Raw genomic sequence first — 16,294 nt, 5'->3', positions numbered from 1 at the left:
GATAAGCGCTCCGACGATCCGCCGTTGGGGCGCTGCCTGATGGACCTGACCACACTGATCCGCACGATCCCGGATTATCCGAAACCCGGGATCATGTTCCGCGACATCACCACCCTGATGGGCGACGCCCGGGGCTTCCGGCGCGCCGTCGACGAGCTCGTGCAGCCGTTCGCCGGCATGAAGATCGACAAGGTGGCCGGCATCGAAGCGCGCGGCTTCATCCTCGGCGGCGCGGTCGCCCACCAGCTCTCCGCAGGCTTCATCCCGCTGCGAAAGCGCGGAAAGCTGCCGCACAAGACACGCGCCGTGGAGTACGCCCTGGAGTACGGGACCGACGCCATCGAGATGCACCTCGATGCGCTGACGCGCGGCGAGCGGGTGATGCTGGTCGACGACCTGATCGCTACCGGCGGGACGGCGCTGGCGGCCGTCGACCTCCTGCGCCAGGGCGGGGCCGAGATCGTCGCGGCCTGTTTCGTCGTCGACCTGCCCGAGCTCGGCGGGGCGGAGAAGCTCAAGCGCACCGGCGTGCCGGTCTCGACGCTGGTCGCCTTCGCGGGCCATTGACCGGGGCGCCTTAACGCCGCCCCAGCGGGCGCCTAACTAGCGGCCATGGCCTTCACGCGCGCCTGGCGCAACTTCAAGCGGATGCAGGACCTGACGGTCGCCACCGCGAGCCTGATCTATTCGGGCGCGGTGGTGCACGCCGTGGGCCGCCTGCCGGGCGGCGGCGAGGCGGTCGTGCGCTGGACCCTTCTGTGGCCCGCGGTGTTCCTGCTGGGTGCCCTGGTGATCCCGCTGGTGGTGCCGGTGCTCAAGCGATGGCTCGCCCGCTACGTCTGGCTGAGCTTCCAGGCCGGCTTCGGCCAGACGCCGGTCTCGATCGTCACCGGAGTGTGCCTGCTGCTCGGCGCGGCGATGTTCATCTACTGGCAGGTGGCGAAGGTCGCCGCGAGCGGCCAGTACCACGCCAACGTCTTCTCGGCCTACGCGGCGGGCATCGGCATCCTCGCCGCGCAGGCGATCCTGGTCCGCGCGCTCGAGCGGGCGCCCGAGGTGCGGAAAGTCATCGAGGAATGACGTCAGGATTCCCGGAGAAGAGCCGGGAATCGATGGACTTTCAAGCTGCGCTGCGGCCGCCGCCGTGGTTGGCGAACCAGGCCAGCGTGCGCAGGCGCGCGAGGCGGGCGGAATCGGCGTCGTAGTCGCTGCGGCGGTCGGAGACGAAGCCGTGGCCCGCGTCGTAGAGGTAGATCGGCACGTCGGGGTGGCGCTCGGCGATCTCCTCGATCCGCTCGGGCGGGATCGAGGCGTCGGTCTTGCCGAAGTGCAGGATGATGGGCGCCTTCGGCGTCTCGTCGTTCAGCTCGGAGATGCGCCGTCCGTAGTAACCCGCGGCCGCGGAGAGCCCCTCGCAGCGGCAGGCGGCCAGCCACGTCGCCGCCCCGCCCCAGCAGAAGCCGGTGACGAACACCGGCTCTGCGAGCGCATCGATGGCCGCCTGGGCGTCGCCGGCCACCTGGTCCCAGGGAGTCTCGGTCGAGTATCTCACGCCCTTCTGGGTCGCGGGCTGCGAGTAGTCGGCGGCGAAGCGGGGCTCGAGCCGGTCATAGAAGGCCGGCGCGATCACCTCATAGCCCTCCTCGGCGAAACCCTCGCAGAGCTCGCGGATGTGGTCGGTGACCCCGAAGATCTCCTGGATGAGCAGCAGGCCGCCGCGGCGGGCGTCCTGCGGGGCGGCGCGGTAGGCGGCAAGCTCAAAGCCGTCGAAGCGGCTCTTCAGGCTGATGGTCTCGCCCATCGCCTCACGCCGCCTCGAACAGCTCAAGCGTGCGGTGGCGCGCAAGGTCGGCCGCCTCGGCGTTGTAGCGCTCCGGGCTCTCGTTGTTGAAGCCGTGCCCGGCGCCTTCGTAGATGTAGACCGGCAGGTCCGGGTGGTGCTGGTGGAGCGCCTGGGCGACCTCGTCGGCGGGGATGCCGTGATCAGTGCGCCCGAGGTGGACTATGGTGGGACTCTTCGGCGTCAGTGCGGCGTTCGCCTGCACCATGGAGCCGTAGTAGCTGGAGGCGGCGGCGATGCCGTCGAGCTGGCAGGCCGAGAGCCAGGCGAGCGAGCCGCCGTAGCAGTAGCCGACGACGCAGACCTTCTGGGCGCCGTGGGCCTTCAGGAAGTCGCGGCAGGCGGCGATGTCGGTCAGCGCCTGCTCGATGGGCGTGGCGCGGGCGTTGGCGATGCCGGCCTGCATCCCTGCCGGGTCGTGCTCGGCGGTGAAGCCCCATTCGCGGCGGTCGTATAGCGAGGGCGCGATGGCGTCGTAGCCCGCCTTGGCCCAGCGGCCGACGTCGGCGCGGACGTGCCGGTCGATGCCGAAGATCTCCTGGATGACGATCACCCCGCCCTTGCGCGGCGTGAACGACGGCTCGTGGTAGGCGGAGAACTCGAAGCCGTCCGCGCCTGCGATTCTGATCGTTTCGCCCATCTCGCCCCTCCCTAGGGTGCTCTCGTCAGACGTTGAACCGGAAGTGCATCACGTCGCCTTCCTTGACGACGTAGTCCTTGCCTTCCGAGCGCAGCTTGCCGGCGTCGCGCGCGCCCGCCTCGCCGTTCAGCCGGACATAGTCATCGTAGGCGATGGTCTCGGCCCGGATGAAGCCCTTCTCGAAATCGGTGTGGATGACGCCGGCCGCCTGCGGGGCGCTGGCGCCCGCCGGGATGGTCCAGGCGCGCGCCTCCTTCGGACCGGCGGTGAAGTAGGTCTGCAGGCCGAGGAGTTTGTAAGCCTCGTGGATCAGGCGGTTGAGGCCGGGCTCGGCGAGCCCCAGCGTCTCCAGGAATTCGCCGCGCTCGTGCTCGTCGAGAAGCGCGATCTCGCTCTCTATCTTGGCGGAGATGACCACCGCCTTGGCCCCGTCCTGGGCGGCGCGGGCCGCCACCTGCCGTGAGAGGTCGTTGCCCGTTGCGGCGGAGGCTTCGTCGACGTTGGCGACATAGAGCGCGGGCTTGGCCGTCAGGAGCTGCAGCATGCGCCAGGCCTTCTGGTCCTCCGTCGAGACCTTGGCCACCCGCGCGGGGCGGCCCGCCTCGAGCTCGGCCAGCGCCAGCTTCACCAGGCGCAGGGTGACGACCGCCTCTTTGTCGCCGGTCTTGGCCCGCTTCTCGAGATTGACGACCCGCTTCTCCAGGCTCTCGAGGTCGGCCAGCATCAGCTCGGTCTCGATGATGTCGAGGTCGGCGAGCGGGTCGACGCGACCCTCCACATGGGTGACGTCGCTGTCCTCGAAGCAGCGGGCGACGAAGGCCACCGCGTCGGTGTCGCGGATGTTGGCCAGGAACTGGTTGCCGAGCCCCTCGCCCTTGGAGGCGCCGCGCACCAGGCCGGCCACGTCGACGAAGTTGGTGCGGGCGGGGATGATCTCCTTCGAACCGGCGATCCTGGCCAGCACGTCGAGGCGCGGCTCGGGCACGGCGACGTCGCCCACGTTGGGCTCGATGGTGCAAAACGGATAGTTCGCGGCCTGCGCCGCCGCGGTTTGGGTGAGCGCGTTGAACAGTGTCGACTTGCCAACGTTCGGCAGGCCGACAATCGCGACTTTCAAGGCCATGGGGTCCTTCAGACATCCTTAGAGGGCCGGGACCTAGCATGGGCGATAAGCCGCAGAGAACGGCTTTTGTCGCAGGCGACCCCCCTATCGGAAGGCGGGGAGAACCGCCATTTAGCGTACCGTGTCGGCCGAGCCAGAGATCCCCCGTCCATGAGCATGACTTCCGACGAACGCGGCCTTCGCGAGGCGCTGGCGCGCTACCAGCGGCCGAGCCACAAACGCAGCGTGCTGGAGATCGCGATCACCGCCGCGCCGCTGCTGGCGCTGTGGGGGGCGGCCCTGTTCGCGGTCTCGCACGGCTGGTGGTGGGGCGTCGCCATGACCCTACCGGCGGCGGCCTTCCTGGTGCGGCTGTTCATGATCCAGCACGACTGCGGGCATGCAGCGTTCTTCCGCTCGCGGACAGCCAACGAATGGACCGGCCGGCTGATCGGCGTCTTCACCATGACGCCCTACGACTACTGGCGGCGCACCCACGCCATCCACCACGCCACCTCCGGCAATCTCGATCGCCGCGGCCTGGGCGCGCTGGAGACCATGACGGTCGCGGAATACATGGCCAAGCCCGCCCTGCAGCGGCTGGGCTACCGGATCTACCGCAATCCGCTGGTGATCTTCCTGTTCGGGCCGGCCTACATGTTCGTCCTGCAGCATCGGTTGCCGATCGGACTGATGCGGCAGGGCCGCGCCTGGCTGAGCGTGCTCGGCAACAGCCTGGGCCTGGCGCTGCTCGTCTGCGTCCAGCTCTTGCTGGCGGGCCCGCGCGCGCTGCTGCTGGTGCATCTGCCGATCGTGGTGGCCGCCGCCTGCGTCGGCGTGTGGCTGTTCTACGTGCAGCACCAGTTCGAGACCGCCTATTGGGCGCGGCAGTCGGCATGGAACGCCGAGGACGCCGCACTGAAGGGCAGCTCGCACCTGATCCTGCCGCCGGTGCTGCGCTGGATGACCGCCAACATCGGCGCGCACCACATCCATCACCTCGGCAGCAAGATCCCGTTCTACCGCCTGCCGCAGGTGCTCAAGGACCATCCACGGCTGAACGAGACGAGCCGGCTCACGCTAGGCGAGGCGTTCACCTCGATGCGTCTGGCGCTGTGGGACGAGGCCCGCGGCCGGCTGGTCTCCTTCCGCGAGGCCCACCGCCGCATCCCGCAGCCCATCGCGGCCTAGAGCCGCGGCTCAGTCGTCCTTGCCGCGGGCGAGCGCGCGCGGATCGGCCTTCTCGGCGGGCGCCAGGCGCATGACTTCGGCCTGGTACTTCTCGTCCTCGCCGAGCGCCAGCAGCGGGGCTGCGTCGGCGCAGGCCGCGAGCAGCGGCTCGACCCACTTGAGCTCGGCCTTGTGGAAGTCGGAGAGCACGTGGCCCTGCACGAGGTCCTTGTGGCCCGGATGGCCGGTCCCCAGCCGGGCGCGGCGGAAGTAGGGCCCCACCTGGGAGGTGATCGAGCGGACGCCGTTGTTGCCGGCCGCCCCGCCGCCCGCCTTCATCCGGAAGCGCCCGGGCGCCAGGTCGATCTCGTCGTAGAACACGACCAGGTCGGCAGGCTCGAGCTTGAAGAAGCGCAGCGCCTCGCCCACCGCGTGGCCGCTGTCGTTATAGAACGTCTGCGGCTTCAGGATGAGCGTCTTGACGGGACCCTGCGGGGTCTCGATCTCGCCGGCGCAGGCCAGGCCCTGGAAACGCCGACGCTCCGGCCCGAAGCCCCAGCGGCGGGCGATCTCGTCCACCGCCATGGCGCCGATGTTGTGGCGGTTCCTGGCGTACTGCGGCCCGGGATTGCCGAGCCCTGCGATCAGCAGCATGGCGCGATCCCTCCCTTGGTGGCGGGGAGGGCGAACGAAGCGAAGCTTCGGCGGGGTGGGGAGATCCTACTCGTCGCCGGCTTCTTCGGTGGTCTCGCCTTCGGCGGCGGCTTCCTCGCCCTCGGCGGCCTCGCCCTCCAGCGCGCCCTCCGGCGCCTCTTCGACCACCTCGGCCATCATGCCGGTGACCGAGACCACCACGGTGTCCGTGTCGACCGCGGCCTTGGCGGCGGCCGGCATCCGGATATCGGACACCCGGACGTTGTCGCCGATCTCGAGGCCGGTGAGGTCGATCACCAGCTCCTCGGGGATCTGGTCGGCGGGCACCAGCACCATCACCTCGTGCAGGGCGACGTTGAGCGTGCCGCCCCGCTTCAGGCCGGGGCTCTCCTCGTGATTGCGGAAGTGCACCGGAACGGCGATCCGGATCTCCTGGTGCTCGTCCACCCGGTAAAGGTCGAAGTGGATCGGCTCGTCGGTCACCGGGTGCATCTGCACGTCCTTGGCGATCACCGGCTGGGTCTCGGCGCCGTACTTCAGGGTGACCAGGTGGCCCAGCAGCTTGCCGGTATAGAGCGCCTTGCGGAATTCCTTGGCTTGGATCGCGATGGAGACCGGCTGCTCATCGCCGCCGTAGAGGATGCCGGGGACCAAACCCGCGCGACGGGCGTCGCGCGCGGCGCCCGTGCCGGCGCGCTCACGGACCTCAACATTCAGAACGATCTCGGCCATGGCGCGCCTCAAAACGAAGCCGCCGCGCGATCGGCGCGCGGCGACGCAAAAATGGGTGCGCGTAGATACACAATAGGGCCGCCCGGCGCAACGGGGCCGGGGTCCTCAGTCGCGATGCTTGCGCCCGTGGCTGCGCTTGGGGCTCGCCCCGGTCGAGACCGGCGTCACGCGCGGGGTGTCGAACACCGGCGGCTCCGGATCGGCGGCGCCGACGCCGCGCAGCAGGCAGGCGCCGGTGTCCTTCAGGACGTGCTGGCCCAGGCAGAATACGTCCTCGTAGTGCGGCTTGGCCACCGCCAGGCACTGGTAGAGGTTGAGCTTGGACATGTTGAGGCACTCCGCCGAGTTCGGCTCGGCGGTCAGCGGCATGACCTGCTCGAGGCTCGTGTCGTCGGCGTAGCCGAGCGCCGCGAGCGCGGCGACCGCCATCGAGCGCACCACCAGCGGGGTGTAGGGCGGGGCGGCGCTGTTGGCCGGGAGGACCAGCCGTTCGGCGCCGGTGACCGCCTGCTGCAGCTTGGCGGTGATGTCGGTCGAGCCTTCCAACGGCGTCGCGGACAGCTGCTTGGCCATCGCCAGCCGCGCATCGCGGCCGGGCACATCGGCCTTGGACCAGGCGAAGTGCTGCACGTCGTAGGCCGCCTGCTTCACCGCCTTGCCGTCGTCGAACAGCTTCTGGCCGTCGCCGCCCAGCGCGTTGACCACCAGGCCGGCCGCGCCGGCCGAGCCGCTGATGCCGATCACGTAAGCCGGATCCTTCATGATCTCGTAGGCGACCTGGCGGCGCTGGTCGGGGTCCTTGGCGTAGATCCGCACGCCATCGCGGAAGCCGGAATCCTGCAGCGCCACCACCGCGCCGTAGGCGATAGCGCCGCGCAGCAGCTGGTCAGGCTCATAGGCCTCCCCCACCCTCAGACCCTGGGCCACGGAGGCGCCGTCGGTGAAGGCCGGCGAGATCCGGGCGGCGCGATCGACGTAGGCGCGGTAGGCGCTCGCCTGCTCGATGAGCTTCGGAGACAGGCTGACGCTGGGGATCGGCGCGGGCGGCGGCGGGGCGGCCACGGGCGGCGTCTCTTGCGCGCAGGCGCCGAGGGTGGCGGTCATGACGAGGGCGGCGAGCGCAAGCGCGCGGCGGGCGGGAACCTGGGAACTCATCGACGCGGCCTTCCTCGAGCGAGTGGTCAAAGAACTAGCACCTGCCCCCCGAGTGATTGTGGCCTTGCCCGGTAAACTCTTTCTGAGCAAGCGCGGCCGGTCGAGCCGCCGCCAAATCGCCTCTAGTCGAAGAGTTTGGAGACACTCTCCTCGTTGGCGATGCGGCGGATCGCCTCGCCGATCAGACCCGCGCAGCTCACCTGGCGGATCTTGCCCACCGCGGTGATGTGCTCCGGCTGTTCGATGGTGTCGGTGATCACCAGCTCCTTGAGCACCGAGCTCTTCACCCGCTCGCTGGCGGCGCCGGAGAGCACCCCGTGGGTGACATAGGCCGAGACCTCCTTCGCCCCCGCGTCGATCAGCGATTGCGCCGCCGAGCAGAGGGTGCCGGCGGAATCGGCGATGTCGTCGAACATGATCAGCCGTCGGTCCGCCACGTCGCCGATGATGTTGGCCACCTCGCTCCGGCCCGGCGCGGAGCGGCGCTTGTCGACGATCGCCAGGTCGGCCCCCAGGCGGCTCGCGAGCGCCAGCGCCCGGACCACCCCGCCGACGTCCGGCGAGACGATCATCAGCTCGCTGGTCTTGGCGTAGTGGGCCGCGATGTCCTGCGCCATCAGCGGCGCGGCCAGGAGGTTGTCGGTCGGGATGTCGAAGAAGCCCTGGATCTGGCCGGAGTGGAGATCCATGGTCAGCACCCGGTCGGCGCCCGCGCGGGTGATCAGGTTGGCGACCAGCTTGGCCGAGATCGGCGTGCGGCCGCCGGTCTTCCGGTCCTGCCGCGCGTAGCCGTAGTAGGGCATCACCGCGGTGATCCGCTTGGCCGAGGCGCGTTTCAGCGCATCGATGCAGATCAAGAGCTCCATCAGGTTGTCGTTGGCCGGATAGCTCGTCGACTGGATGACGAAGACGTCCTCGCCGCGCACGTTCTCGTCGATGGTGACCCAGACCTCGTTGTCGGCGAAGCGCTTGACCTGGGCGTGGGTGAGAGGCGTGCCGAGGTGTTTGGAGACGGCCTGCGCCAGGGTGCGGTTGGAGTTGCCGGCCAGCAGCTTCATCGGACCCCCATCACGAATTTGCGCAAGCTTTGCGGGCGCTTGTAGCAGCCATGGCGGCAGGGGCAAGGTCCCGCCCGGCGCGCGAGCCTCAGCGCTTGCGCCGATCGCCACATGAGGGAGGATGGACCGGCGAAGGAGTCCCCCGATGATCCGTCCCGCTATCCTCTCGGTCTTGCTTCTGTTCGCGACCACGCCGGCGGTGGCGGCGGGGGCCGGGGACAATGTCATCGCCATCCAGCCGAGCCACGTGGACGTGCCGGCGAAGCTGCCGGGCGATTGCCGCCTCGACGGCCGGGTGAAGGAGGTCTGGGCGGGCCAGGCCTTCCGCGTTGGCCAGACGGTCTCGATCAGCGTGCCGTGCTCCGACGGCAAGCCCAGGCTGGAGTTCAAGGACCCGAAGCGGTCGTTCCGCCGGGGCGAACCGCTGCCGCCGATCCCAGTGGACCCGGTGGTCTTGCGGCGGCGGCCGATCGGTGTCGCGCATCTCGATGACGCCGGCCATCTGATCTGGACACCCACGGCCAGGGCGTATGGAATGTGGGGACGGATCGCGGGCTACAAGGCGGGCGGCGCGGGAATCCTGCTCGATCAGGGACGCCCTGCGTAGCCGACCCGGCAGATCCGGCCGCCGCCGGCCGGCTCACCACACGCGGACCCGCTTGTCGGGCGGCAGGTAGAGCGTCTCGCCGGGAGTCACCTGGAAGGCCGGATACCAGGCGTCGAGGTTGCGCACTGTCTCGACGCGCCACTTGGCGGGCGCATGCTCGTCGCTCGCGACCTGGGCCCGGAGCGCCCGTTCGCGGGGCTTCGAGCGCCAGGATTGGGCGAAGGCGAGGAAGAAGCGCTGGTCGCCGGTCAGCCCGTCGATCACCGGCGCGGGCTTGCCGCGCAGCGAGGCGTGGTAGGCCTCGTAGGCGGCGGTGAGGCCCGCCTCGTCGGCGATGTTCTCGCCCAGCTCCTGCTCGCCCTTGAGGTGAAGGCCCGGCAGGGCCTCATAGGCCTCGTACTGCGCTGCGAGCGCCTTGCCGGCTTGCTGGAAGTGCGCGAAGTCGGCCTTGGTCCACCAGTTGCGCAGCCGCCCGACGGAGTCGAACTCGGAGCCCAGGTTGTCGAAGGTGTGGCTGACCTCGTGGCCGATGATGGAGCCCGCCGCGCCGTAGTTGGCCGCAGGGTCGAAGCGCGGGTCGAAGTGCGGGCTCTGCAGCTCGGCGGCGGGGAAGTTCAGCGCGTTCTGCAGCGGCAGGTTCACGGCGTTGAGCGTCTGCGGCGTCATCCACCACTCGTCGCGATCGGGGGCATGGCCGAGCTTGCCGAGGTGGTAGCGGTAGATGGCGAGCTCGGAGCGCTCCAGGTTGCCGAGCGGATCATCGGCGCGCACCGCCCAGGCCGGCCGCTTGCGCCAGCGGTCCGGATAGCCGATCCCAACCTTGATGGCGGCGAGCTTCTTTCGAGCCTCCGCGCGGGTCGAGGGCGCCATCCAGTCGAGCCGGGCCAGCCTCGCATCGAACGCCGCGACGATGTTCTTCACCATCTGCTCGATCTGGGCTTTCGACGAGGCCGGGAAGTAGCGGGACGCGTAGATGCGGCCGACCTCGTCGCCGAGCGCGGCGTTGACCGCGGCGATGGCGAGCTTGTCGCGGGGACGCTGCTGCCGGGTTCCGTCGAGCTGGCGGCCGAAGACCTCGAAGCGGGCGTCGTCGAAGGCCTTCGGCAGGACCGCCGCGGCCGCGTCGAAGCGGTGGAAGACCAGCCAGTCCTTCCAGCTCTCCAGCGGCTCGCTCGCGACCAGGCCGGAGAGCTTGGTGATCGCCGCCGGTTGCCAGGCGATGAAATCCTGTTGCCGGGGCAGGCCGGCCGCGGTCCAGAAGGCCGCCCAGTCCATCCCGGGCGCCTTGCGCGGGAAGTCTGCGCGGGTCCAGGGATTGTCGCCCCTGTGCGCGTCCTCGCTGGCGACGATGTCGGCCTGGGCGGCGGCGATCCTGGTCTCTAGCGCGAGCACCCGGTCGGCGCGGGCCTCGGGGTCTGAAAAGCCCGCCAGCCGGAACACCTTGGCCACGTAGGCGCGGTAGGCGTTACGCACCTCGAGCGTCTGGGGCTCGCTCGAGAGGTAGTAGTCGCGGTCCGGCAAGCCCAGTCCGCCCTGCATCAGGTAGGGGACGTTGCGCGTCGGGTGATTGAGGTCCTGCGAGACGAACAGGCCGAAGAGGTTGTGGCTGCTCGAGTAGTTGTTGTTGTTGAACGGATCGGTGTCGGCGCGGAGCCGCGCCCCCAGCATCGCCGACAGCGCGCGCCGGTCCTTGATGGCCGCGATCGCTCGCAGCGCCGGGCGGATCGGCGCAAGCCCGCGCGCCTCGATCCCGGCGGTGTCGACATAGGCGCGGTAGTAGTCGGCGATCTTGCGCCGGTCGCTGCCGGGCGCCGCCTTCGCCGCCAGCGCGCTTGCGATGATGTCGGCGTTGCGCGCCTCGTTGATCTTGGAAAGCTCCACGCCGAGGCCGGCGGAGCTCCGGTCGGGATCGATCTGGGCGGTCTTGCGCCAGGCGCCGTTGGCGTAGGCGTCGAAGTCGTCGCCGGGACGAACCGCGCGATCGATGTAGGCCTTGGTCACGCCGGAAAGCTTGCCGCCCCGGGGTTGCGGCGGCGCGGCGAGAGCTGCGGGGGCTGCGCTGAGGAGCAGCAGGGCGGCAAGGAAGGTGCGACGAGTCTTCATGGCGCTCGTCCTACCGAGCGCAGCGGCTGGCGCAAGTTACGGAACGGAAAGCCGCGCTCAGCCGAGCATGATCGCCGAGACCAGCCGGCCGTAGTCGGGCTCGCCGCGCTTGACCGCGCGGCGGTTGGAGAAGAACCAGGTCTGTTCGGCGCAGGTGTCGCGCTCCACCCACTCGCAGCGCTCGACGCCCGCCGCGCGCAGGCGGTCCAGCACGAATCCCGGCAGGTCGAACATCCGCTTGTCGTCCGTGGCGCCGCTCGCGAAGAAGCGGCCGAACGCAGGGTCCGCCTTGACGAACGCGGCGCGGAACTCCAGCCCGACCTCGTATGAGGCCGGACCGATGCAGGGGCCGACCGCGGCGCGCATCCAGCGGCGGTCGGCGCCCAGGCCCTCCATCCGCCGGACGGTCGCCTCCACGATGCCCGCCAGCGCGCCGCGCCAGCCGGCGTGGGCGGCGGCCACCACCTTGGCCTCCGGATCGGCGATCAGGATGGGCGCGCAGTCGGCGGCCAGCGCCGCGCAGACCACGCCCGGCGTGGCGCTCACCACCGCATCGGCTTGCGGCGGGCCGGCCGGCCAGGGGCCGTCGGCGGCCAGCGCGGTGGCCGAGTGGACCTGGTAGCAGGTGACGAGCTCGCCAGAGCCGAACCCAGCGGCGATGCGCCTCCGGTTCTCGGCGACCGCCTCGGGATCGTCGTTCGAGCCCGCGCCGGCGTTCAGGCTCTCATAGACGCCGGCCGAGACGCCGCCCCGGCGCGTGAAGAAGCCGTGGCGGACGCCTGGCAGGTCGAGCAGCGGCGAGGCGATCACGGGCAGGTCGGCCATGGCGGCTCAGGCGTCCTCGAAGGCCGGTGGCGTGAAGTCGGGCGCGTGAAGCGAGCAGGCCTTGAACAACTCGCCCATCTGGTCGGCGGCGAGCAGGCGATTGAGCTGGCGGCCGATCCGCGGCGCGGCCGCCGGCCGGCTGCGGACCAGCGCCTCGGCGCGCGCGCCGATCCCCATGCGGGCCAGGAACTCGGCCTGGGTCAGGATCGCGGCCGCGGCGCCTTCGGCGCGGGCCGCCGCCATCACCGCCGGAAAGTCCGCGTGGACGGTGAGGTCCGCTTCGCCCGGAGAGGCGAGCGGGCCGAGCTTCCGGTGCGCCTTGAGCGCCTGCAGGGTGTCGCCGAAGCCGGGCTCGTCACGCCCGTAGTCGACGAGGAGGGCCGCGCCGCCGTCGCGGGCCACCCGGGCGCCGATCTCCGAGCCGAGCGCGGCTTGCGCCGCCGATTGCTCATAGACCGCCCCCTCGGCGGCGTCGGGCAAGACGCCGGCCGCAGGCGTGGGACTAAGCACGAAACCGAGCCGCGCCTGGGGGTCGAGGCCCACCAGCCGCTCGGCCCAGCCCACGGCCGTGCGCACGAACTGGCGGGCGGGCAGACAATCCAGGAGTTCGTTGGCGATCAGGATGAGGGGCGCGCCTTCCGGGACGTCCGCCAGCGAGGCCGCCCAGCGGACGCGGTCCTCCAGGCGCTCCAACTGCAGCGTGCGCAAGGGCGGGGAGGTTTCCACCAGCCAGACGTCGGCGGCCCGCAGGAAACCCGGGGCCGCGCGGGCCGCGCGCAGCAGGTCCTGCATCAGCGTTCCGTCGCCTGGGCCAAGCTCGACCAGCCGGACCTGCGGCGGCTCGCCAAGCAGGCTCCAGGCCGAGGCCGCCCAGACCCCGATCAGCTCGCCGAACATCTGGCTGACCATGGGCGCGGTGATGAAGTCGCCGTCCTCGCCCAGCGCCGGCCGCGTGGCGTAGTAGCCGAACTGCGGATCGTGCAGGCAGGCGGTCATGTACTGGGCGACGGTGAGCGGCCCGGTCTCGCGGATCTGGCGCGCCAGCCGCTCACGCAGGCCCATCGGCCCTCTTGGCCTTGGTGGGCTTGGGGGTCGGCCCGGCCCCGGGGGGCGCGGCGGCGCGCGCCTCCGGCAGCGGCTCCTTCAGGCCGCGCCAGATGATCCAGCAGCCCACCAGGATCATCGGGATCGAGAGCAGCATCCCCATGGTCAGGCCGAGCGGGAAGTGCGGCATGTAGGCGTCCGGCTCGCGCACGTTCTCGAGCGCCGTGCGCGCGAGCCCATAGCCGGCGATGAACAGGCCCATGACCACGCCGCGCCGGTTCAGCCACTTGCGGGAATGGGTGGCCCAGCGAAGCACAAGGAACAGCACGATCCCCTCCAGCGCCGCCTCGTAGAGCTGGCTGGGATGGCGCGGCTCCGGCCCCGCGCCGGGGAAGATGATCCCCCAGGGCAGCGTGGTCGGCCGGCCCCAGAGCTCGCCGTTGATGAAGTTGGCGATGCGGCCGAAGAACAGGCCGATCGGAGCGCTGGCGGCGACCACGTCGCCGAGCCGCCAGAGATCCAGCTTGTTGCGCCAGGCGAAGACCAGGATGGCGATCAGCACGCCGAGCGCGCCGCCATGGAAGCTCATGCCGCCGTGCCAGGTCTTGAAAATCTCCAGCGGGTCCGTCCAGATCAGGTCCGGCGTGTAGAAGACGACGTGGCCGAGCCGGCCCCCGACGATGACGCCGAGCGTGATCCACAGGATCAGGTCGTCGACCTGCTCGACGGTCGCGGGCGGGCCGCGCAGCGCCCACAGGCCGGCGTTCCTGACCAGCCGCACGGCGTAGCGCCAGCCGAGCAGGATGCCCGCGACATAGGCGAGCGCGTACCAGCGGATCGCCAGCGGCCCCAGGTGCACGAGGACGGGATCGAAATCCGGAAAGGGCACGGGATCGGACGCTCCAGCGTTCAGCCAGACGAGAGGCTTTAGACGAGAAGGCCTTCGCTTTCACCCCCCGCGGGGCCATATATCATCCGAGGCCGCCGCCCGCCGCCGCAGAGCCGAGAGATGCAGACCCAGAACCCGTTCCTCGACGAGATGGCCAAGCTGACCACGGCCGCCATGGGCATGGCCCAGGCGGCGAGCGAGGAGGCCAAGGCCGCGTTCCGCAGCCAGGTCGACCGCATCGCCGCCGAGCTCGACCTGGTGCGGCGCGAGGAGATCGAGGCGCTCAAGGCCGAGATCGCCGCCCTGCGCGGCGAGGTGGCGGCCCTGAAGGGCGAAGGCGCGACGAAATCGCCCACCCCGCCGGCGGACGCCCCCTGAGCATCCACAGAAACACGCGAATGTGGCTCGCCCCAGGGAAGAACCGGGTGACGTTAAAGCCACGAAGCAGATTAATTTCAGTATCGCTGGCGATTCGAGGCCGCCCTCCGCGGTTTCGCCGGCAGCGAAAGGACCTCGGGTCTCATGGACACCACCCAGTCTGACGACAACGTCGTGATCGGAACCGATCCGCTCGATGTCGTGGAGCACGTGCTGACGGCGGAGAACCTGCCGTTCGACCGCACAGAAGATGGTGACCTCGCCTTTTCCCTGGCCGGCGACTGGAAGGACTATGAGCTGTGGTTCGCCTGGCGCCCGGAGGGGGAATGCCTGCAGCTGTGCCTCTCCATGGACCTGACCGTCGCGCCGGACCAGCGGCAGGCGGCGTTCGAGCTGCTGGCCTCGGTGAATCCCAGGGTCTGGCTCGGCCACTTCGAGGTCTGGGACGACGGCGAGATCGTCTTCCGGCACGGCATGGCGCTGATGACCGGCGAGCAGCCGAGCCTGGCGCAGGCCGCCGCCATGATCGACGTGGCGCTGGAGTGCGCCGACCGCTTCTATCCGGCCTTCGACTTCCTGGTGCGCGGCTCGAAGTCGCCGCAGGACGCCATCGCCGCCTGCATGTTCGAGACCGTCGGCGAGGCCTAGGGTCCCGCTCGTCCCGGCGGAGCCCGGGATCCATGCTGAGTTTGGGATTGATCTTTTCGGCCGATCACGGCTGAGAGGCCGCTTGGGTCCGGCTTTCGCCGGGAAGAGCGGTTGAGGGGCCGATGATCACCCCGATCCTGATGCTGGGCGCCGGGCGCATGGGCGGCGCGATGCTGGAGGGCTGGCGCCGGTCTGGCGCGTTCGCGGCCGCCGAGTTGATCATCTGCGACCCGGCCCCCAGCCAGCCGGCGCTGGCGGCTGCGCTGGAGGGCGCCAGGCTCAATCCGCCGCAGGCCGAGCTCGCGCAGGCGCGGACCGTGGTGCTGGCGGTGAAGCCGCAGGTGTGGGTGGAGATCGCCGCCGAGTACGTGGCCTGGCTCGCCGCCGATGCGGTGATCGTCTCGAGCATGGCGGGCGTGCGGGCCGCATCCGTTGGCAAGGAGTTCGGCGGCCGGGCCATCGCGCGCGTGATGCCAACCACGGCGGCGGCGATCAACCGCGGAACCGCCAGCCTCTATTCCGACGATCCGGCGGCGCTCGCCCGGGCGCACGCGCTGTTCGAGCCGCTGGGCGCGGTGGTCGACCTCGACGACGAGGCGCAGATGCATGTCGCCACCGCAGTCTCGGGCTCGGGCCCGGCCTATCTCTACGCCTTCGTCGAGGCGCTGGAAGCCGCGGCGGCGGCGGCCGGGATGCCCGCCAAGCAGGCCGCCCGGCTCGCCCGTTCGACGATCACCGGCGCGGCGGCGCTGCTCGCCGAGAGCGGCGGCGAGCCGGCCGAGCTCCGCCGGCAGGTCACCTCGCCCGGCGGCACCACCGAGGCGGCGCTCGAGGTGCTGCTTTCCGATCGGGGCCTCGCGCCGCTGCTGCGCGAGGCGGTGGCCGCCGCGGTCAAGCGCTCGAAGGCGCTGGGCGGCTAGTCGGCGCGCGTCCAGATCTGGGCCTGGCAAAGCACCAGCACGCAGCCCTCTACCTTAAGCTTGCCGCCGCCCAGCGCCGTCAGCCGGCCCCTGTAGCTGCCGCCGGTCTCCGGATCGTAGAGCCGCCCGCCCGTCCAGCGGCCCGGGCCGTCCGGCTTCATGTCCCGGATGACGGTGACGCCGATCACCGGCCGATTGCGGAGCGCCGGGTCGGGATTATGGATGTCGCGCACGGGCCGGCCGTCGTCGGCCTTCGGCTCCTTGAGCCAGGTGATCGATCCGCAGACCAGTGTCGGAGCGCCGCTGCAAGGCGCAATCAGCACCTTCCCTTCGCGATCCTGGTTGAGCCACTGGCCCATGATCGGTTCGGCTGCGACGGCCGGCGAGGCGACGACGGCGAGGAGGACGGCGAAGGCGAGGCGGCCCATGCCGTCATCTTAGCGCCCTTTCCCGACCGACCGCAAGGTGAAGTCTGTTTTGTCTGGAGACGAAAATATCATCGTTATTGTATAGTATGACGATTAAGCTT

Annotated in this window: 19 protein-coding genes; 7 read left to right on the top strand and 12 right to left on the bottom strand. The window is 70.4% G+C overall.

Annotated elements, in window-relative coordinates; genetic code table 11:
- Nucleotides 1–39: 39 nt before the first annotated feature.
- Together Q0W60_RS08465 and Q0W60_RS08460 are read left to right on the top strand one after the other, a co-directional pair.
- Entirely contained in the window at nucleotides 40–567 is a 528-nt protein-coding gene (locus tag Q0W60_RS08465; protein ID WP_297694510.1) for an adenine phosphoribosyltransferase, read from the top strand.
- A gap of 45 nt (nucleotides 568–612) precedes the next feature.
- The gene (locus Q0W60_RS08460) at nucleotides 613–1,080 is read left to right on the top strand and encodes a hypothetical protein (protein ID WP_297694508.1); all 468 of its coding nucleotides are present in this window, start codon (nucleotides 613–615) and stop codon (nucleotides 1,078–1,080) included.
- A gap of 40 nt (nucleotides 1,081–1,120) precedes the next feature.
- On the opposite strand, the gene Q0W60_RS08455 is transcribed toward Q0W60_RS08460, so the two are convergent.
- From Q0W60_RS08455 to ychF, 3 genes are read right to left on the bottom strand one after another with little or no spacing between them, the layout of a single operon-like run.
- Nucleotides 1,121–1,801, bottom strand: coding sequence for a dienelactone hydrolase family protein (locus tag Q0W60_RS08455; protein WP_297694506.1), 681 nt, complete (start codon nucleotides 1,799–1,801; stop codon nucleotides 1,121–1,123).
- Between the two features lie 4 nt (nucleotides 1,802–1,805).
- The gene (locus tag Q0W60_RS08450) at nucleotides 1,806–2,480 is read right to left on the bottom strand and encodes a dienelactone hydrolase family protein (protein ID WP_297694504.1); all 675 of its coding nucleotides are present in this window, start codon (nucleotides 2,478–2,480) and stop codon (nucleotides 1,806–1,808) included.
- 25 nt (nucleotides 2,481–2,505) lie between these two features.
- Nucleotides 2,506–3,603: a redox-regulated ATPase YchF gene (gene ychF / locus Q0W60_RS08445; RefSeq protein WP_297694502.1), complete on the bottom strand. Its 1,098-nt coding sequence runs from the start codon at nucleotides 3,601–3,603 to the stop codon at nucleotides 2,506–2,508.
- A 150-nt stretch (nucleotides 3,604–3,753) separates the two neighbouring features.
- Here ychF and Q0W60_RS08440 point away from each other — a divergent pair, with 150 nt between their 5' ends.
- The gene (locus tag Q0W60_RS08440; RefSeq protein WP_297694500.1) at nucleotides 3,754–4,773 is read left to right on the top strand and encodes a fatty acid desaturase; all 1,020 of its coding nucleotides are present in this window, start codon (nucleotides 3,754–3,756) and stop codon (nucleotides 4,771–4,773) included.
- A 9-nt stretch (nucleotides 4,774–4,782) separates the two neighbouring features.
- Here the strand turns inward: Q0W60_RS08440 and pth are convergent, their stop codons facing one another.
- The 4 genes from pth to Q0W60_RS08420 all read right to left on the bottom strand — a co-directional run bounded on the left by pth (nucleotide 4,783) and on the right by Q0W60_RS08420 (nucleotide 8,351).
- Complete coding sequence (pth, locus tag Q0W60_RS08435; RefSeq protein ID WP_297694498.1) at nucleotides 4,783–5,406, bottom strand: aminoacyl-tRNA hydrolase; 624 nt, start codon at nucleotides 5,404–5,406, stop codon at nucleotides 4,783–4,785.
- Nucleotides 5,407–5,472: 66 nt separating this feature from the next.
- A complete protein-coding gene (locus Q0W60_RS08430) occupies nucleotides 5,473–6,138 on the bottom strand; it encodes a 50S ribosomal protein L25/general stress protein Ctc (RefSeq protein WP_297694496.1) in 666 nt (221 codons plus the stop codon).
- A 105-nt stretch (nucleotides 6,139–6,243) separates the two neighbouring features.
- A complete protein-coding gene (locus Q0W60_RS08425) occupies nucleotides 6,244–7,293 on the bottom strand; it encodes a hypothetical protein (protein WP_297694494.1) in 1,050 nt (349 codons plus the stop codon).
- Nucleotides 7,294–7,415: 122 nt separating this feature from the next.
- Entirely contained in the window at nucleotides 7,416–8,351 is a 936-nt protein-coding gene (locus tag Q0W60_RS08420) for a ribose-phosphate pyrophosphokinase (RefSeq protein ID WP_297694492.1), read from the bottom strand.
- Between the two features lie 145 nt (nucleotides 8,352–8,496).
- Between Q0W60_RS08420 and Q0W60_RS08415 the strand changes: the two genes are divergently transcribed.
- Nucleotides 8,497–8,958: a hypothetical protein gene (locus tag Q0W60_RS08415; protein ID WP_297694490.1), complete on the top strand. Its 462-nt coding sequence runs from the start codon at nucleotides 8,497–8,499 to the stop codon at nucleotides 8,956–8,958.
- 33 nt (nucleotides 8,959–8,991) lie between these two features.
- On the opposite strand, the gene Q0W60_RS08410 is transcribed toward Q0W60_RS08415, so the two are convergent.
- The 4 genes from Q0W60_RS08410 to lgt are packed head-to-tail and all read right to left on the bottom strand — an operon-like array spanning nucleotide 8,992 to nucleotide 13,819.
- Complete coding sequence (locus tag Q0W60_RS08410) at nucleotides 8,992–11,061, bottom strand: M13 family metallopeptidase (protein WP_297694488.1); 2,070 nt, start codon at nucleotides 11,059–11,061, stop codon at nucleotides 8,992–8,994.
- A gap of 57 nt (nucleotides 11,062–11,118) precedes the next feature.
- Complete coding sequence (gene pgeF, locus Q0W60_RS08405; protein WP_297694486.1) at nucleotides 11,119–11,886, bottom strand: peptidoglycan editing factor PgeF; 768 nt, start codon at nucleotides 11,884–11,886, stop codon at nucleotides 11,119–11,121.
- Between the two features lie 6 nt (nucleotides 11,887–11,892).
- Complete coding sequence (locus Q0W60_RS08400; protein WP_297694484.1) at nucleotides 11,893–12,948, bottom strand: SAM-dependent methyltransferase; 1,056 nt, start codon at nucleotides 12,946–12,948, stop codon at nucleotides 11,893–11,895.
- Nucleotides 12,935–13,819 carry a prolipoprotein diacylglyceryl transferase gene (gene lgt / locus Q0W60_RS08395; RefSeq protein WP_297694483.1) on the bottom strand — a complete coding sequence of 295 codons (885 nt, stop codon included), beginning with the start codon at nucleotides 13,817–13,819 and terminating at the stop codon, nucleotides 12,935–12,937. The genes Q0W60_RS08400 and lgt overlap by 14 nt, the downstream gene beginning before the upstream one ends.
- Nucleotides 13,820–13,939: 120 nt before the next feature.
- Here lgt and Q0W60_RS08390 point away from each other — a divergent pair, with 120 nt between their 5' ends.
- The 3 genes from Q0W60_RS08390 (at nucleotide 13,940) to proC (ending at nucleotide 15,765) form a co-directional block, all read left to right on the top strand.
- Nucleotides 13,940–14,197, top strand: a complete 258-nt coding sequence (locus Q0W60_RS08390) for an accessory factor UbiK family protein (RefSeq protein ID WP_297694481.1) — start codon at nucleotides 13,940–13,942, stop codon at nucleotides 14,195–14,197.
- 144 nt (nucleotides 14,198–14,341) lie between these two features.
- Nucleotides 14,342–14,845, top strand: a complete 504-nt coding sequence (locus Q0W60_RS08385; RefSeq protein ID WP_297694479.1) for a YbjN domain-containing protein — start codon at nucleotides 14,342–14,344, stop codon at nucleotides 14,843–14,845.
- A 125-nt stretch (nucleotides 14,846–14,970) separates the two neighbouring features.
- A complete protein-coding gene (gene proC / locus Q0W60_RS08380; RefSeq protein WP_297694531.1) occupies nucleotides 14,971–15,765 on the top strand; it encodes a pyrroline-5-carboxylate reductase in 795 nt (264 codons plus the stop codon).
- On the opposite strand, the gene Q0W60_RS08375 is transcribed toward proC, so the two are convergent.
- Nucleotides 15,762–16,193, bottom strand: coding sequence for a DUF2147 domain-containing protein (locus tag Q0W60_RS08375; RefSeq protein ID WP_297694477.1), 432 nt, complete (start codon nucleotides 16,191–16,193; stop codon nucleotides 15,762–15,764). The genes proC and Q0W60_RS08375 overlap by 4 nt on opposite strands.
- Between the last annotated feature and the right edge of the window lie 101 nt (nucleotides 16,194–16,294).

Origin of the sequence: Phenylobacterium sp. (assembly GCF_025934275.1) — a bacterium.
Taxonomy (GTDB): Bacteria; Pseudomonadota; Alphaproteobacteria; order Caulobacterales; family Caulobacteraceae; genus Phenylobacterium.
This window is presented reverse-complemented; position numbering and strand designations above follow the sequence as displayed.

What these genes read in the sequence shown, in the direction of transcription:
- Q0W60_RS08465 (WP_297694510.1), top strand. Translation starts at nt 40, where the DNA reads ATGGACCTGACCACACTGATCCGCACGATCCCGGATTATCCGAAACCC.
- Q0W60_RS08415 (WP_297694490.1), top strand. Translation starts at nt 8,497, where the DNA reads ATGATCCGTCCCGCTATCCTCTCGGTCTTGCTTCTGTTCGCGACCACG.
- Q0W60_RS08425 (WP_297694494.1), bottom strand. Translation starts at nt 7,293, where the DNA reads ATGAGTTCCCAGGTTCCCGCCCGCCGCGCGCTTGCGCTCGCCGCCCTC.
- Q0W60_RS08390 (WP_297694481.1), top strand. Translation starts at nt 13,940, where the DNA reads ATGCAGACCCAGAACCCGTTCCTCGACGAGATGGCCAAGCTGACCACG.
- Q0W60_RS08440 (WP_297694500.1), top strand. Translation starts at nt 3,754, where the DNA reads ATGAGCATGACTTCCGACGAACGCGGCCTTCGCGAGGCGCTGGCGCGC.
- Q0W60_RS08400 (WP_297694484.1), bottom strand. Translation starts at nt 12,948, where the DNA reads ATGGGCCTGCGTGAGCGGCTGGCGCGCCAGATCCGCGAGACCGGGCCG.
- Q0W60_RS08410 (WP_297694488.1), bottom strand. Translation starts at nt 11,061, where the DNA reads ATGAAGACTCGTCGCACCTTCCTTGCCGCCCTGCTGCTCCTCAGCGCA.
- ychF (WP_297694502.1), bottom strand. Translation starts at nt 3,603, where the DNA reads ATGGCCTTGAAAGTCGCGATTGTCGGCCTGCCGAACGTTGGCAAGTCG.
- Q0W60_RS08455 (WP_297694506.1), bottom strand. Translation starts at nt 1,801, where the DNA reads ATGGGCGAGACCATCAGCCTGAAGAGCCGCTTCGACGGCTTTGAGCTT.
- pgeF (WP_297694486.1), bottom strand. Translation starts at nt 11,886, where the DNA reads ATGGCCGACCTGCCCGTGATCGCCTCGCCGCTGCTCGACCTGCCAGGC.
- Q0W60_RS08420 (WP_297694492.1), bottom strand. Translation starts at nt 8,351, where the DNA reads ATGAAGCTGCTGGCCGGCAACTCCAACCGCACCCTGGCGCAGGCCGTC.
- Q0W60_RS08430 (WP_297694496.1), bottom strand. Translation starts at nt 6,138, where the DNA reads ATGGCCGAGATCGTTCTGAATGTTGAGGTCCGTGAGCGCGCCGGCACG.
- Q0W60_RS08385 (WP_297694479.1), top strand. Translation starts at nt 14,342, where the DNA reads ATGGACACCACCCAGTCTGACGACAACGTCGTGATCGGAACCGATCCG.
- Q0W60_RS08450 (WP_297694504.1), bottom strand. Translation starts at nt 2,480, where the DNA reads ATGGGCGAAACGATCAGAATCGCAGGCGCGGACGGCTTCGAGTTCTCC.
- Q0W60_RS08375 (WP_297694477.1), bottom strand. Translation starts at nt 16,193, where the DNA reads ATGGGCCGCCTCGCCTTCGCCGTCCTCCTCGCCGTCGTCGCCTCGCCG.
- pth (WP_297694498.1), bottom strand. Translation starts at nt 5,406, where the DNA reads ATGCTGCTGATCGCAGGGCTCGGCAATCCCGGGCCGCAGTACGCCAGG.
- Q0W60_RS08460 (WP_297694508.1), top strand. Translation starts at nt 613, where the DNA reads ATGGCCTTCACGCGCGCCTGGCGCAACTTCAAGCGGATGCAGGACCTG.